This is a genomic window from Cobetia sp. Ld8 (assembly GCF_045066615.1).
GTDB classification, from domain to species: Bacteria; Pseudomonadota; Gammaproteobacteria; order Pseudomonadales; family Halomonadaceae; genus Cobetia; species Cobetia amphilecti.
Window position 1 is genome coordinate 483,125 of record NZ_JBISHF010000006.1, and the last position, 13,541, is coordinate 496,665.

Genomic DNA, 13,541 nt, shown 5'->3' on the forward strand with positions numbered 1-13,541 from the left:
TGCGCACCACGAAAGTGCGGGAGGTGCTCCAGGGCGCAAAGTGTCGTTGTCTTGCGTCAATGGCGTGACCTTATGGCAACTTTTCTGAGCACGATCGCGACAGAGTTGGGTCAGGTGGTGTGAAACGTGCGCTGATACGTCGAGAAAGGTGGTCAACATGTCGTCATCGTAAATCACGGTCGAGTGAAATTAGCGAAACTGTGGCGGTGTGTTACACTTCGCACCTGTTGGCCTTGCGTCTATCGGTGAGCCAGGTCATGACAACGTCAAATCATGCAGGCGGCCCTATGGCCTGCGAGTGATCCATTGTTGTGCGCAATTCAGGGAAGGTATTGCCACACTGCCGCACACTCTCCGGCAGTTATCTCGACTTCCACAGCAGGCTGTCTCAGATGCACGATGCCATCCGCGAAGCTCATGAATTGATCGGTGCTACCTTGCGCGACCCGCGTACCCAGCGCGAGGGCAAGGTCGTGGGTATGGACCTGGGGCGTGAGCAGCCGGCGATCTATGTGCTATGGCAGGAAAGTGCCGCAGCGGAGCGCATCGGCATGGAGCCGGATGATTTTCGCGCGTTGCTCGAGCACCTGCGGGCGCGCCTGCCGGTCAAGGCGCCTTCCGCCCAGCAGGACAAGGACAGCAGGCAGTCGCGGCGTCACAAGCGCAAGGCCCCGCGCACTAGTGCCCAACCGACTGGCGAGAGCAACGACGGCCGCAGCGGCGCACCTGATGCCCCGTCCTCCGAGCTCATCGACGATGCCATGCCGCGTTCCGCGCAAGGCTAGATCTTTCCAGGCCAGCTCTGATCAAGGCAAGCTCTGTTCAAGAACAGTTCTGATCAAGGCCAGGTCTGATCAAGGTGAATCCCCAAAAAGCCCGAAGCTTATGCTTCGGGCTTTTTGCATCCATGAGGTTTTCCCTTCGGCGCCGCTTGCGTGATATTCGCCCACAACATTGCGCGTCCGCTGCCGATAAGGGAGATAGTCAGACGCAAAGGCAAAGGTTGCAATCGTTCATATGCCGTCATCTGCCCGGATCTTCGCGCAACCAAGCGTTGGGGGTGCTGCTGGCTGCCAGCGCCATGGATAGGGCATTCTTGAGCAAACCGCATGACAGAGAAGGGGTTTCACGTTGCCTGAATCATTCGCGGATAGTCGTTTGCTGCAGCATCATTATGCTGTCGTGGCAGATGTGTTGTTCACGCTCAGTGCTGATGGTCAGCGCCTGATTGCCATGAATGCAGCGGCGGAACGCCTGCTGGGGTATACGGTGCGGGATTTTCTCAAGCAGCCGGAGCTCTGGCTTTCGCTGGTGATCACCGCCGACCGGCAGCGATTGAGTGACTTTCGCGCCTCGCTGGGGCGGGTCGAGCGTACGACGTATCGCATGCGCGACCGCAGCGGGCAGCTGTTGTTGCTCGAGGAATGTCTGTGGAGTTCCGGCGTGGGGCATCCGCTGTGTGGACGAGTGACGGATATCACGCAGCGTGACAAGGCCAATGAGCAGGAGCAGCAGTTGGCGCGTGCCTATCGTCTGATGATGGTGCGCAGCCGTGACCCGATGGCGATCCTGCTGCTCAAGGATGAAAGCCTGGTGATCAGTCATGCCAACCCGGCCTGGCACCTCTATCACGATGCGGCCTGTGCGCATTCCCGCCTCTCGCTTGAGCGCCTCTACCTCCCTCATGTTCTGCGTAGCCTGGAGAGAGCCGAACCCTGGCAATGCGATATCAGTCTGTCGCTGCCGCGGGGGGAATCCAGGTTGTCCGTGCAGATGGTCAGTCTGGGACGCTCGCTCGCCGACGAGGGGCGTCAGGTGGCCGTGATGGCGCGCGATATCACCCAGGTACATCAACGCCTCGAGCATGTGATCGATCAACAGCAGCGTCTGGCGCGGCGGGTGGATGAGACACCCGGCGCGCACTACGCGACCGCTGGTGAATGGCCGCCAGAGGAATTGGAGTATCTGTCGGCAGGCAGCGAGGCGCTCACCGGGCTCTCGCATGACCTGCTGATGGCAAGCCCGGGCCTCTGGCAGGCCCGATTGGTGCCGGATGAGCTGACCATCTGTCAGCAGCGCTTTGATGAGGCCGTGCAGGAGCGCCATAGTCGTCTGAGTCTGTGTTACGCCTTCGTGCATGTGGATGGGCGCAAGCGCTATCTCCAGGATGACATGCAGCTGAGTTACTCCCCTGAGGGGAAGGTCACTGCCGTGCTCGGCAAGCTCAGTGATGTCACCCAGCGCGAAGCGCATCGGCGCCAATTGGACAACCTTGTCCAGCAGATGCGTGGCGTCGTCTTCCAGTGTCGCCTGAGCCAGGAGGGCGAGCTGCGTTATACCTACCTCTCGCCGGTCGCCTCGCAAGTGCTGGGGCTCGACCCGCAGGCCGTCATCGACGACCCCATGCTGCTGCTGGCACGCATCGCGGGTCGCGGGCGTGAGCAGCTGCTCATGTCACTGCAGACCAGTGCCCGGCAGCAATCGCCCTGGGAGGCGGAGATACGCTATCAGCATCCGGATGGTCAGGAGCGCAGGCTGGCGTGTGTCGGGCTGCCGCAGGTGATCGACTCCCCCGAGGGCGGTGTGATCTGGAATGGCTATTGTGACGATGCCACCGCTCGATACCGTATCGAGGATGAGCTGCGCCAGAGCGAGGAGCGCTATCGCTTCATCCTCAACTCCGTCAGCGATCTGGTCAGCATCGAGGACTCCCACGGCATCTGTCAGTACATCAGCCCCTCGGTGGAAAAGCTCTGCGGCTATCGCCCGCAGGAGATCATCGGCCAGGAGATCAAGCAGCTGATCCATCCCGATGACATGCTGCGCATCGCGCAGGAGGTCCATCGTGCCGCCTGTCTCGGCGAGGTATTTCGAATCGACTTCAGGATTCAACACAAGGCCGGACATACGCTGTGGTTCGAGTCGATCTCGACGCCCTCGATGGACCCCGCCACCGGGCGTTATCAGCGCGTGCTGTCGGTGTCACGCAACATTCATGAGCGCAAGCTGGTCGAACAGCGTCGCGAGCATGAGGCGATGACGGACGCCATGACCGGCGCCATGACCCGGGCCAGCTTCCTCGACACGCTCGACACCCTGCTGAGCTCGTCATCGCGGGAGCAGATGGCGTTGATCCTGTTTGATATCGACCACTTCAAGCGCGTCAATGATACTCACGGCCATGCGGCGGGCGATCAGGTGCTGATCAGTCTTGGCGAGGCGTGTCGTGCCCAGCTGCGTCGCGATGACTGCTTTGCGCGTCTGGGCGGCGAGGAGTTTGCCGTCCTGCTCACCGATGCCGGTACCGCCACCGGTGTCGGAATGGCCGAGCGCCTGCGACAGCAGATCGCGGCGCTGGAGGTGCGGTTCAAGTCGCTGACATTGCGCTGCACCATCAGCATGGGAGTGGCGACACCGCTGCCGGGGGAGACCCGGGATGGCTACCTGCACCGTGCCGATATGGCGCTCTACAGTGCCAAGCGCAGCGGTCGCGATCGGGTGGTGCTGGCATCGCAGTCCTTGAGCGAGGACAATTGAGCCAATACCGGTGATCAATCGGGCACACCTGCAGCCGGTGTCTCGGGTTGTGGATCGCGTCATGCAAGTGGATCACGTCATACAAGGAGTAGGCGATGCGAATGTTACGTGGCTGGTGCGCTGGCACCCTGTTGTTTGCACAGTCGGTATTTTCCGCCGGACAGGCCATGGCCGCCGAGGATGCACCGCTGGTCAATCGTCTCGAGGGGCCGCAGGTGGTGACGGAGACGGTGACCTATCGGGCCAATGGTGAGGAGCATATAGGCCTGATCGCACGCGATGCCAAGGCGCAGGGGCGTCGACCCGGTATCCTGCTGGTGCATGAGTGGTGGGGCTTGAACAGCTACGCCCGCAAGCGCGCCGAACAATTGGCAGGGCTTGGCTACGTGGTCATGGCCGTCGACATGTATGGCGGTGGGCGCACGGCCGAGCACCCCAAGGAAGCCGGTGCCTTCTCCTCTGCGGTGATGAGTGACTGGCCGAAGGCCGAATCCAGCTTCAATTCGGCGCTGGCGGTGCTGCGCTCACGCCCGGAAGTCGATGGCGAGCGCATGGCGGCGATCGGCTACTGCTTCGGCGGTGCCGTGGTGCTCAACATGGCGCTGACCGGAGCGCCGCTCAAGGCGGTCGTCAGCTTCCATGGCAGCCCGTCGATTGCCGTGACGGAGCCCGAGCCGTTTGCCGGCCGGGTCGTGATCCAGAATGGCGCGGCAGATACGCTGGTGCCGCAGGAAGATCTCGACAAGCTGGTCGCGACCTTCCAGTCACTCGAGACGCGCACCACGTTGATCCAGTATCCGGGTGCCAAGCACGCCTTCACCAATCCGGAATCGGATGCCAAGGCGGCCAAGTACGATCTGCCGCTGGGCTATGACGCGGCCGCGGATTCGGCTTCCTGGCAGGTCATGCTCAACCTCTTCAATGAGGTCTTCAAGACACCGAAGAAGTCCGTCAAGACCTGAGGCGTCAAGGCCTGAGCTGCAAGACCTGAGACGTCGAGACCTGAGCCGTCGTCACCGGTGCTGAAGGTGATCGACATGAAAAAGCCCGCCCGGGGAGTTTCCGGGCGGGCTTTTTCATGGGGGGAGTTCTAGAAGCTATTTCATGAGCCTGTTTCAAGGTCTCTGGCAGGAGGCCATGGCAAGGCGTTCAGCGATCGCTGAGCGCACGCTTCAATCCAGTTCCTTGAGCGACAGCACCTGGTGCGCCAGACGAATCATGTCGGGGTCGCCGGTGTGTTTGCTCGAGACGTCCGACAGCTTGATCACCGGCACCCACTCCTGACCTTCGGGGCGGGCTTCGGTCATCTTGATCACCATGTTCATCGGTTGCGGGCCGACATCATTGGTGAAGTTGGTGCCGATGCCGAATGACATGCCGATACGCCCGGCACAATAGCGCACGATGCGATCGACCTTGTCGGTGTCCAGGCCATCGGAGAACACGATGGTCTTGGTCTTGGGGTCGATCCCCAGTGACTCATAGTGGCGGATGGTGGTCTCGGCGAAGTCGATGGGGTCACCACTGTCGTGGCGCACGCCGTCAAACAGCTTGGCGAACTTCTTGTCGAAGCTCTTGAAGAAGGCCTGACTGGTGAAGGTGTCAGACAGGGCGATCCCCAGGTCGCCGCGATAGACCTTGACCCAGTTCTCCAGCGCCAGGATGTTGGCCATCTTGAAGCCGAAGCGCGCGGCATGAAACATGAACCACTCATGGGCGTGCGTGCCGATCGGCTTGATGCCATGGCGCTGCGCCATGTGCACGTTGCTGGTGCCGATGAAGCAGCCTCGGCCGTGGTCCTTGAGTCCCGCGACCACCTTGTCGTGCACATCGTAGGAGTGCCGACGACGAGTGCCGAATTCCGCCACGCGGATGCCTAGACGCTTGTAGTGCTCGATCTTGGCCAGGGTGCTGTCGCGCAGGGCCTGATCGCTGTCGCGTTGATCTCCGCCCAGTTGATACCAGAGCTCGCTGATCATCGCCATCAGCGGGACTTCCCACAGGATGGTGCGATACCAGTAGCCTTCGATCTGCACCTCCAGCTCATCACCGGTCTGGGTGATGGTGATTTCGGAGGGATCGAAGCGGAAGCCCGCCAGGAAGTCGCGGTAGGTCGGGTCCAGGAAGGGGCAGTGAAGCTCGAGGAAGGATTTCTCTTCCACGCTCAATGCCAGTTCGGCCATGTTGTCTACCGCGATGCGCAAGGCCTCGCCGAACCCCGGCGGGAACGAATGCTCGCCACGGTTGATGAAGGCGTAGCGAGCACGCGCATACGGAAACAGTTTCACCACGGCGTTCTGCATGGTGAACTTGTAGAAATCATTATCGAGAATCGAGTACAACATCGAGGCTCGCTCAGTATCAAGGCGGCTCGGGGGAACCGGAATCGCTGGCAGGGCAGGCGCTGCGAGAGGCAGGCATGCCCCGCTGGCACGGGGAAGCAATGTCGACGCATTATCCGTGCAGGCGCGCTGCACGTTCAAGCCGGAGTGCCCAGGCGCTGGTCAGGTGCTGAAGGCCATGATGCCGAACATGGTCAACATCATGCCGCCGAACATCAGCAGGCCGGCCAGCGACAGGGCGATCAGCAGGTAGCCGAGAATCAGTCCGGCCAGGGCCCAGCTGTCACCGGCTTCACCACTGCGGCGGATCTGGCTGCGCGCAATATGGCCACACACGACGCCGCCGAGTGCCGCAGGCGCGAGCAGGCAGCCGAGCACGCTCAGGGCAAAGGCGGCCACTGCCATGAGATTCGTGCTGGCATGGGTGTCCTGCGCGGGCGGGGTCGGCGCATAAGGCCCATGAGAGGGCCCTTGCGAGGACTCTTGAGCGCGCCCCTGGGTCTGTGAGCCGCTCGTGGACGTGTCGTCCGGCGGCGTGGGAGTCTCTGTCATGTGGGTCTCGTTGTCCTGCATCATGACGACACACTAGCATGTCCTGGGATGTGCGGCATGTCTGCACCAGCGGTGGGCATGGCAAGACTATGAGGAGAGTACGGTGACAGGGCAATGGCAGGCAGAGGATGAGGCGGCTCAGGCGGCGACAGGGTCGGCAACAGGCCAGCAGCAGGCTGCGAGCGCCGCAGATGCCGCACAGAAGCAGGGCTGGCGCCTGGAGGTGCTGGATTCCCTCGACGCCCTCACCGCCAGTGAATGGAATGCGCTGGCAGGCGATGACTATCCCTTCCTGCAGCATGCCTATCTGAGCGCGCTGGAAAGCTGTGGTGCGGCCAGCGCCGCCAGTGGTTGGCATCCTGCCCATCTGGTAGTGCGAGACGCCGACGGCCGCTTGCTGGCGGGGCTGCTGCGCTATCTCAAGCTGCACTCGCGTGGCGAATATGTGTTCGACCAGCAATGGGCGGAGGCCCTGGAGCAGGCCGGTGGGCGCTATTATCCCAAGCAGTTGACTGCCGTGCCGTTCACTCCCAGCGATGGCCCACGCCTTGTCACCTCGCCGCAGTTGACGTCGCCCGCAGCCCGACGTGCCTTGCTTGAGTGGTTGTGGCCTCATCTCAAGGCCGGCATTGCACCCGCGGCTGAGCCGGGTAGCGCGCTGCGTCGTTATGAGCACAGCGGGTTTCATCTGCTGTTTGCCTCGGCAGAGGAGCGGCAAGACTGGCAGGCGGCGATTCCGGAGCTGATTTCGCGTCCCGGGATGCAATATCACTGGCAGTCACGCGGCGAGCCGGACTTTGCCACCTGGCTTGAGAGTCTGCGCTCCAAACGGCGCAAGGAGATCCGCCGCGAGCGGCGCAAGGTTGCCGAGCAAGGCTTCACGCTGGCCAGGCTCGAGGGGGCGCAGATTGGCCCTGATGACATCGAGGCCTTCTACCGTTGCTACTGCATGACCTATCTCGAGCGCGGCCAGCGCCCTTATCTGCCGCTCGATTTCTTCCAGCAGCTCAGGCGCAGCATGCCCGAGCGGTTGCTGCTGGTGCAGGCGCGTGATGAGCAGGGCGCGCCGGTGGCGGCAGCCTTGTGTCTGATCGGCAGTGATTGCCTGTATGGTCGTTGGTGGGGCAGCGAAGTCCATGCCGACTGTCTGCACTTCGAGGTCTGCTATTACCAGGGGCTCGAATTCTGCCTGCAGCGAGGGCTCAAGCGCTTCGATCCCGGCACCCAGGGAGAGCACAAGATCAGCCGCGGTTTCGCGGCGTATGCCACCGGGTCGTTGCATTGGCTGATGCATCCCGGGCTTCAGGAGGCGGTGGCAGAGGCTGTCGAGGAGGAGGCGCGTTGGCTCAGCAAGGCGCGTCAGCAGGTGACGGCAATGCTGCCTTACCGGGAGGCCGCGCCCCAGCCAGCGCAGGAGTGATGACCCTCAGACTTCGTCACTGCAATACGCTATCCGCTGGCGGATTCTCCCGCGGAGTCAGAGGCAAGAAAGATTGCGAATAGGGCACTACACTGAGTTATATATGAATGCTCTAATCCAGAGGCGCCCATGCTGATCAAGGACTGCGATTCACGGGAATACGACCTGCTGGTGCTCGAGGTGCTGGCGCAGGATGCTGCGCTTGCCGCGCCCGAGCGCCACAAGGTGCTGGAGGCCCTGCGTGCGATACGTGCCCGTCAGGCGCGTCGCCGTGCGCTGGCAAGCCAGCTGGATGCCTTGTTGGGGACGCGGGATGATTGGGTGGTGCTGCATGATGTGCGGCTGGCGCAGGCAGAGGGAGTGATCGAGATCGATCACCTGCTGATCAACAGCCTCATGCAGGTCTGGGTGCTGGATGCCTCCTGTTTTGATCTGACGCTCTCGATCACCCCCTTCGGTGAGCTGTTGGCCCATGGCGGACGAGTCGCGCAGGGCGGCGAGACACCCTCAGGCGAAGATGGCGTCATGGCGCATGCCGTGACGCCGTGTCCCTTGCAGACGATCCCTGAGCGTAGCCGCGCCATCGTGCAATGGCTGGAGGCCTCCTCGTTGTTGCCTGTGCGCCTGGGGATGACCCTGCAGCCGCAATTGCGCTATCGCATCGTGGTGGCCGATGCGGCTCAGGTCAGTCGGCCGCCGGAAGACATCGTCGACAGTCGTGCGCTGCTGTCCTTCGCGCGCCTCAAGCGTCAGTGCCTGCAGGTGAGCGGCAAGACCGCTTACGTGACACGGCTGCGCAGTTTTACCCACCGCCTCGATCAGCGCCGCCTGCGCCAGCTGGGGCGCGCCATCGCGACCCAGCATGTGGCCCCCAATACGGATTGGGTGGCGGAGCTGGGCCTGGCCGCTAACGCGCGCGCGACGGAGGGCGACGCTGCCACTCAGGTATCCCCGCTGGCCTATCTATGGCAACCGCCGCTATCGCCTGAAGAACTGGCGCGGGCTTCAGGCGATAGCGCTGCCATGGCGGCAGAGTCTGATGACATGGAGGGGGCGTCGGATGACACGACGCTGGCGGTCCAGCGTGGCGTGACATCTACTGCTGCCCTGAAACGGCAGTGCGGTTTTGGGGGCCGAGGGCTGCAGGGCGCGCATTGGCAACCCGAGCACCAGGCTCCGGATCAGGATGGCCGAGAAGGCCCCGCTAGCCCGCAGGCGGCAGGCGAGCAGCAGGGGGCTGCGGCCGACAATCAGCAGGGCGCGTCTTCCGCCCAGTCGCAGGATGAGGAAGGCTTGCCGCGCTGCCAGGGCTGTCGGCGGTGGCTTTCCACCCAGAGTGTCGACTTCTGTCGTCAGGCAGATCAGGCACGCGCGCTGGCCGGGCGCCTGCTCTGCAAACGCTGTCGCGACGCCTCATGCCAGTGAGACAGCAGCACGGCGCTCTCCTCAAGTTCAGCCTTTCAGCTTCAGGCTTCTGTTCCAGCCCTCTGTCCTAGCCCTCTATCCTCCCAGCCCTATGGCCCAGCACTTTGGCTCAGCACTTAGGCCCAGTCTGGCGTTCCAAGGCGTGGTGAAGGGCGTGTCGGGAGCCCAGGGCGTCAATTTTCTTTTCGACTTCTGATTGTTTTTCTCCAGTGCAATCAAGCAACTACATCAACCAGGGCGTACAGATCAGTCGTTGCGATGTTTTTGATGTTGCAGTGCAACAAAGACTGTCTTATGCTGCGTTGCAGCGAGGATGGAACCTGGTCGATAGCACTATCTGACCGCGACGGCTTGATAGTGACGGCTTGATAATGATGGCTCGGTCACTACGGTGCACCAGCCCGGTTCAGTCCTGATAACCGAACGGAGCAACGCTCCGGTTCATTTCAGCGTGATGCCAATACCCTGGAGGGTGCCTACATGTTCAATGCCAACTTCGAGAAGTCCGCTCAGCAGTTCGACGATATGTTCCTGTCTCCGCTGCGTGCGTTCAGCGCCCTGAGCATCGATTACAGCGAGAAGCTGATCGGCGCACAGATGGAACTGACCAAGTCCTATGCTGATGCTTCCCTGACCCAGGCGCGTTCCATGCTCGAGATCAAGGACAGCGAAGGTCTGAAGAACTTCGTCAAGGAGCAGCAGGAAACCGTGAAGACTCTGGGCGAGAAGCTGCAGAACGACACCCAGAAAGTGGTCGAGCTGAACCAGGAATACGCCAAGAAAGGTCAGGAACTGGCAGAAAGCAACGCCAAGTCCGCCTCCGAGGCCATGCAGAAAGTCGCCAAGTAAGCGACTGCTGCCGACGCTCCCAGGCGAGCGTCCCCAACGCCCATCCGGTCTTCCGGGTGGGCGTTCGCGTGTCCGGGGTACTGAATCTGATTACTCGTTGCTGGAGAGGGAAACGTTGGCATCATCCCCTTGAGCGTTAAGGCAATGATGCCGGTGTACGGGTAATGTCGCAGGGAGTGCGCCGGCGCTGTCCGTCGGCGTTATCAGTCTCGTCATGAGGCAGCGCTATCAGGTCATGTCACCGCAAGTGACGGTCAGGGATGATCGAGCAAGGCTCCCCGGCGGCGTATGCCGGGAGGCATCAACACAAGGAGTGTGTGATGAATTCTGTCAGTGCGGCATTGGCAGCGTTAATGGATGCGGTCTCGGGCTTGAGTGGGCAATTCGGTGAGGGTGTCGCCTCGCATCTGACGACGACAGCAGGGCTTCAGCGCGAGCATGTCGAGACCCGCTATCAAGGGCAGGTGATCGATTTCGATACCCTGCATTGGCGTGTTCTCAATGACTCGGTGTGTGCCAGAAAGCGCCAGAATGCCATGGCCCATACCCGTTGCAGTCAGGCGGCCAGCGAGATGTTTGCCTCGACGTGCCGGGAAATGACCAGCAATCCTCCGACTCTTCCTTCGCAGCGTTACAACAGTACGCGGCGCATGGCATGCAATGCCGCAGTCAGTTACCGGCCCAGTGTCGGCAACATCCAGTGGGCGGAAACATCTGCTGCCGATGACTTGGCCGAGGCGGAATGCAACGCTGCCACGGCGGCACTGCTCGGCAGCAATGATCTCGATGCCATCCAGTATCAGCGCCGGGTCTGTGCAGGACGCTAGCGGCGAGCGCTGCCTTGGGCCACAATGACCTGCCACGCCGCCGGTGATTGCCGACGGCATTTATTCGATCAGTGACAGGTGATAGACATGGCACAGGCCACAGCGCGTCATATTCTCGTTTCCAGCGAAGAACAGTGTGCAGCTCTCAAGACCGAAATCGAGAACGGCCGCGATTTCGCTGATGCCGCTCGCGAGCACTCCTCCTGCCCGTCCGGCCGCAGTGGCGGCGACCTGGGCGCCTTCGGCCCGGGCATGATGGTCAAGGAATTCGACGAAGTCGTGTTCAGCGCCCCGATCAACACGGTTCAGGGCCCGGTGAAGACCCAGTTCGGTTATCACCTGCTGGAAGTCACCAGCCGCACGTGAGCCTTCTGTCACGCTCATGAGATGTCATGAGCCCCTGGCAGGATGTGACGAAAACGCCCCGACCATCACTGGTCGGGGCGTTTTTTGTGGCTTAGAAAGTCAGCTTTCCTGTGCGTCAGGCGCTTGCCTAGACCTCCTGATAGAGCTGGCTGCCTTCACGCTTGAACTTGTCGGCCTGCTCCTGCATGCCGGCCATCACGCTGTCGGCATCGCCGGTCAGGCCATGCTCATTGGCGTAATCACGCACTTCCTGGGTGATCTTCATCGAGCAGAACTTCGGCCCGCACATGGAGCAGAAGTGGGCGACCTTGGCCGAGTCCTTGGGCAGCGTCTCGTCGTGGAAGCTGCGCGCGGTGTCCGGGTCCAGGCCCAGATTGAACTGGTCTTCCCAGCGGAACTCGAAGCGCGCCTTGGAGAGCGCATTGTCACGGCGTTGCGCGCCCGGGTGGCCCTTGGCCAGATCGGCGGCATGCGCGGCGATCTTGTAGGTGATGATGCCGGTCTTGACGTCGTTCTTGTTGGGCAGGCCCAGGTGCTCCTTGGGGGTCACGTAGCAGAGCATGGCGCAGCCGAACCAGCCGATCATCGCGGCGCCGATGCCGGAGGTGATGTGGTCGTAGCCCGGGGCGATGTCGGTGGTCAGCGGGCCGAGGGTGTAGAAGGGCGCCTCGTCACACTCGCTGAGCTGCTTGTCCATGTTTTCCTTGATCAGGTGCATCGGCACGTGACCCGGGCCTTCGATCATGACCTGGACATCGTGCTGCCAGGCGATCTTCGTCAGCTCGCCGAGCGTCTCGAGCTCACCGAACTGGGCGGCGTCATTGGCATCGGCCACCGAGCCCGGGCGCAGGCCATCGCCCAGTGACAGGCTGATGTCGTAGGCCTTGCAGATCTCGCAGATGTCCTCGAAGTGGCGATAGAGGAAGCTTTCCTCGTGATGCGCCAGACACCACTTGGCCATGATGGAGCCGCCGCGCGAGACGATGCCGGTCACGCGGCTGGCGGTCAGCGGCACATAGCGCAGCAGGACGCCGGCGTGGATGGTGAAGTAGTCGACGCCTTGCTCGGCCTGCTCGATCAGCGTGTCGCGGAAGATCTCCCAGTCGAGGTTCTCGGCCACGCCATCGACCTTCTCCAGCGCCTGATAGATCGGCACCGTGCCGATGGGCACGGGAGAATTGCGCAGAATCCATTCACGGGTCTCGTGGATGTTGGCGCCGGTCGAGAGGTCCATCACGGTGTCGGAACCCCAGCGGATCGCCCAGGTCATCTTGTCGACCTCTTCCTCGATGGAGGAGGTGACCGCCGAGTTGCCCAGGTTGCCGTTGACCTTCACCAGGAAGTTGCGGCCGATGATCATCGGCTCGCTTTCCGGGTGATTGATGTTGGCGGGAATGATGGCGCGGCCGCGTGCGACTTCCTCACGCACGAATTCGGCGGTGATCTCGTCGGGCAGGTTGGCGCCGAAGCTGTGGCCTGGGTGCTGATGGCCCAGAATGCTCTCGACGGATTCGCTGCCCTGATATTCCTCACGCAGCGCGATACGTCGCTGATTCTCGCGAATCGCGATGTATTCCATCTCCGGGGTGATGATGCCCTGGCGCGCATAGTGCAGCTGGGTGACATTCTTGCCCGGCAGGGCACGACGCGGGCGATGGTCCAGCTCGAAGCGCAGGGACGACAGGCGTAGGTCGGCCTGGCGCACGCGGCCATATTCACTGCTCAGCTGAGTGAGCTGTTCGGTATCACCGCGTTCCTCGATCCACTTCTCGCGCAGCGGCGCCAGACCCCGGCGGATGTCGATCTCGACCGCCGGATCGGTGTAGGGGCCGGAGGTATCGTAGACGACGATCGGCGGGTTCTCTTCCAGACCGCTGGAGGTCTGGGTCGGCGAGCAGCCGATCTCGCGCATGGGCACGCGGATGTCCGGTCGGGAGCCTTCGATATAGATCTTGCGCGAGCCGCTCAGCGGCGCGATGGCGGCGGCGTCGACCTGTGCTTCGCTGGCGAGGTGGCGGCTGCCATCCTTGCGACCGGCACGCGCGCGTGCCTTGGGGGCAGCCTCAGGCTGCGAGGCGAGCGGTGACTCGGCGGCGTTGGTGGCTTGCGGGTCTTGTGTCGTCGGGGCAGTGCTCATGCAGGTCTCCTCAAAGGGCGACGTCACGGCTGACGTCATCATGGGAAGACCGTGCGCAGGGAGAGGATGGTCGTCGCCGACTCCTT

11 protein-coding genes are annotated in these 13,541 nt (G+C 62.2%); 8 read left to right on the forward strand and 3 right to left on the reverse strand.

The window, feature by feature from the left end; all coding sequences use genetic code 11:
* The first annotated feature begins 392 nt into the window (after positions 1 to 392).
* From ACJJV2_RS03755 to ACJJV2_RS03765, 3 genes are all read left to right on the forward strand, one after another.
* Positions 393 to 785 carry a hypothetical protein gene (locus tag ACJJV2_RS03755; RefSeq protein ID WP_405278384.1) on the forward strand — a complete coding sequence of 131 codons (393 nt, stop codon included), beginning with the start codon at positions 393 to 395 and terminating at the stop codon, positions 783 to 785.
* 346 nt (positions 786 to 1,131) lie between these two features.
* Positions 1,132 to 3,537: a PAS domain-containing protein gene (locus tag ACJJV2_RS03760; RefSeq protein ID WP_405278386.1), complete on the forward strand. Its 2,406-nt coding sequence runs from the start codon at positions 1,132 to 1,134 to the stop codon at positions 3,535 to 3,537.
* A gap of 95 nt (positions 3,538 to 3,632) precedes the next feature.
* Positions 3,633 to 4,499, forward strand: coding sequence for a dienelactone hydrolase family protein (locus ACJJV2_RS03765; RefSeq protein ID WP_405278388.1), 867 nt, complete (start codon positions 3,633 to 3,635; stop codon positions 4,497 to 4,499).
* Between the two features lie 210 nt (positions 4,500 to 4,709).
* Here ACJJV2_RS03765 and pncB read toward each other — a convergent pair whose 3' ends face one another.
* On the reverse strand, positions 4,710 to 5,882 hold the full coding sequence (gene pncB, locus ACJJV2_RS03770; RefSeq protein ID WP_405278390.1) for a nicotinate phosphoribosyltransferase: 1,173 nt from the start codon (positions 5,880 to 5,882) through the stop codon (positions 4,710 to 4,712).
* Positions 5,883 to 6,041: 159 nt separating this feature from the next.
* Positions 6,042 to 6,431, reverse strand: coding sequence for a DUF4190 domain-containing protein (locus tag ACJJV2_RS03775; RefSeq protein WP_405278392.1), 390 nt, complete (start codon positions 6,429 to 6,431; stop codon positions 6,042 to 6,044).
* 103 nt (positions 6,432 to 6,534) lie between these two features.
* Between ACJJV2_RS03775 and ACJJV2_RS03780 the strand changes: the two genes are divergently transcribed.
* The 5 genes from ACJJV2_RS03780 to ACJJV2_RS03800 all read left to right on the forward strand — a co-directional run bounded on the left by ACJJV2_RS03780 (position 6,535) and on the right by ACJJV2_RS03800 (position 11,318).
* On the forward strand, positions 6,535 to 7,851 hold the full coding sequence (locus tag ACJJV2_RS03780; RefSeq protein WP_405278394.1) for a GNAT family N-acetyltransferase: 1,317 nt from the start codon (positions 6,535 to 6,537) through the stop codon (positions 7,849 to 7,851).
* Between the two features lie 129 nt (positions 7,852 to 7,980).
* Positions 7,981 to 9,276, forward strand: a complete 1,296-nt coding sequence (locus tag ACJJV2_RS03785; protein ID WP_405278396.1) for a nuclease-related domain-containing protein — start codon at positions 7,981 to 7,983, stop codon at positions 9,274 to 9,276.
* A gap of 480 nt (positions 9,277 to 9,756) precedes the next feature.
* On the forward strand, positions 9,757 to 10,125 hold the full coding sequence (locus tag ACJJV2_RS03790; RefSeq protein ID WP_043331409.1) for a phasin family protein: 369 nt from the start codon (positions 9,757 to 9,759) through the stop codon (positions 10,123 to 10,125).
* Between the two features lie 320 nt (positions 10,126 to 10,445).
* Positions 10,446 to 10,952, forward strand: a complete 507-nt coding sequence (locus tag ACJJV2_RS03795; RefSeq protein ID WP_405278398.1) for a hypothetical protein — start codon at positions 10,446 to 10,448, stop codon at positions 10,950 to 10,952.
* Positions 10,953 to 11,039: 87 nt separating this feature from the next.
* Positions 11,040 to 11,318: a peptidylprolyl isomerase gene (locus tag ACJJV2_RS03800; protein ID WP_043331408.1), complete on the forward strand. Its 279-nt coding sequence runs from the start codon at positions 11,040 to 11,042 to the stop codon at positions 11,316 to 11,318.
* Positions 11,319 to 11,445: 127 nt separating this feature from the next.
* Here ACJJV2_RS03800 and thiC read toward each other — a convergent pair whose 3' ends face one another.
* Entirely contained in the window at positions 11,446 to 13,455 is a 2,010-nt protein-coding gene (gene thiC / locus ACJJV2_RS03805; RefSeq protein ID WP_405278401.1) for a phosphomethylpyrimidine synthase ThiC, read from the reverse strand.
* Positions 13,456 to 13,541 lie beyond the last annotated feature (86 nt).

What these genes read in the sequence shown, in the direction of transcription:
- ACJJV2_RS03800 (WP_043331408.1), top strand. Translation starts at nt 11,040, where the DNA reads ATGGCACAGGCCACAGCGCGTCATATTCTCGTTTCCAGCGAAGAACAG.
- pncB (WP_405278390.1), bottom strand. Translation starts at nt 5,882, where the DNA reads ATGTTGTACTCGATTCTCGATAATGATTTCTACAAGTTCACCATGCAG.
- ACJJV2_RS03785 (WP_405278396.1), top strand. Translation starts at nt 7,981, where the DNA reads ATGCTGATCAAGGACTGCGATTCACGGGAATACGACCTGCTGGTGCTC.
- ACJJV2_RS03790 (WP_043331409.1), top strand. Translation starts at nt 9,757, where the DNA reads ATGTTCAATGCCAACTTCGAGAAGTCCGCTCAGCAGTTCGACGATATG.
- ACJJV2_RS03775 (WP_405278392.1), bottom strand. Translation starts at nt 6,431, where the DNA reads ATGACAGAGACTCCCACGCCGCCGGACGACACGTCCACGAGCGGCTCA.
- ACJJV2_RS03755 (WP_405278384.1), top strand. Translation starts at nt 393, where the DNA reads ATGCACGATGCCATCCGCGAAGCTCATGAATTGATCGGTGCTACCTTG.
- ACJJV2_RS03795 (WP_405278398.1), top strand. Translation starts at nt 10,446, where the DNA reads ATGAATTCTGTCAGTGCGGCATTGGCAGCGTTAATGGATGCGGTCTCG.
- thiC (WP_405278401.1), bottom strand. Translation starts at nt 13,455, where the DNA reads ATGAGCACTGCCCCGACGACACAAGACCCGCAAGCCACCAACGCCGCC.
- ACJJV2_RS03765 (WP_405278388.1), top strand. Translation starts at nt 3,633, where the DNA reads ATGCGAATGTTACGTGGCTGGTGCGCTGGCACCCTGTTGTTTGCACAG.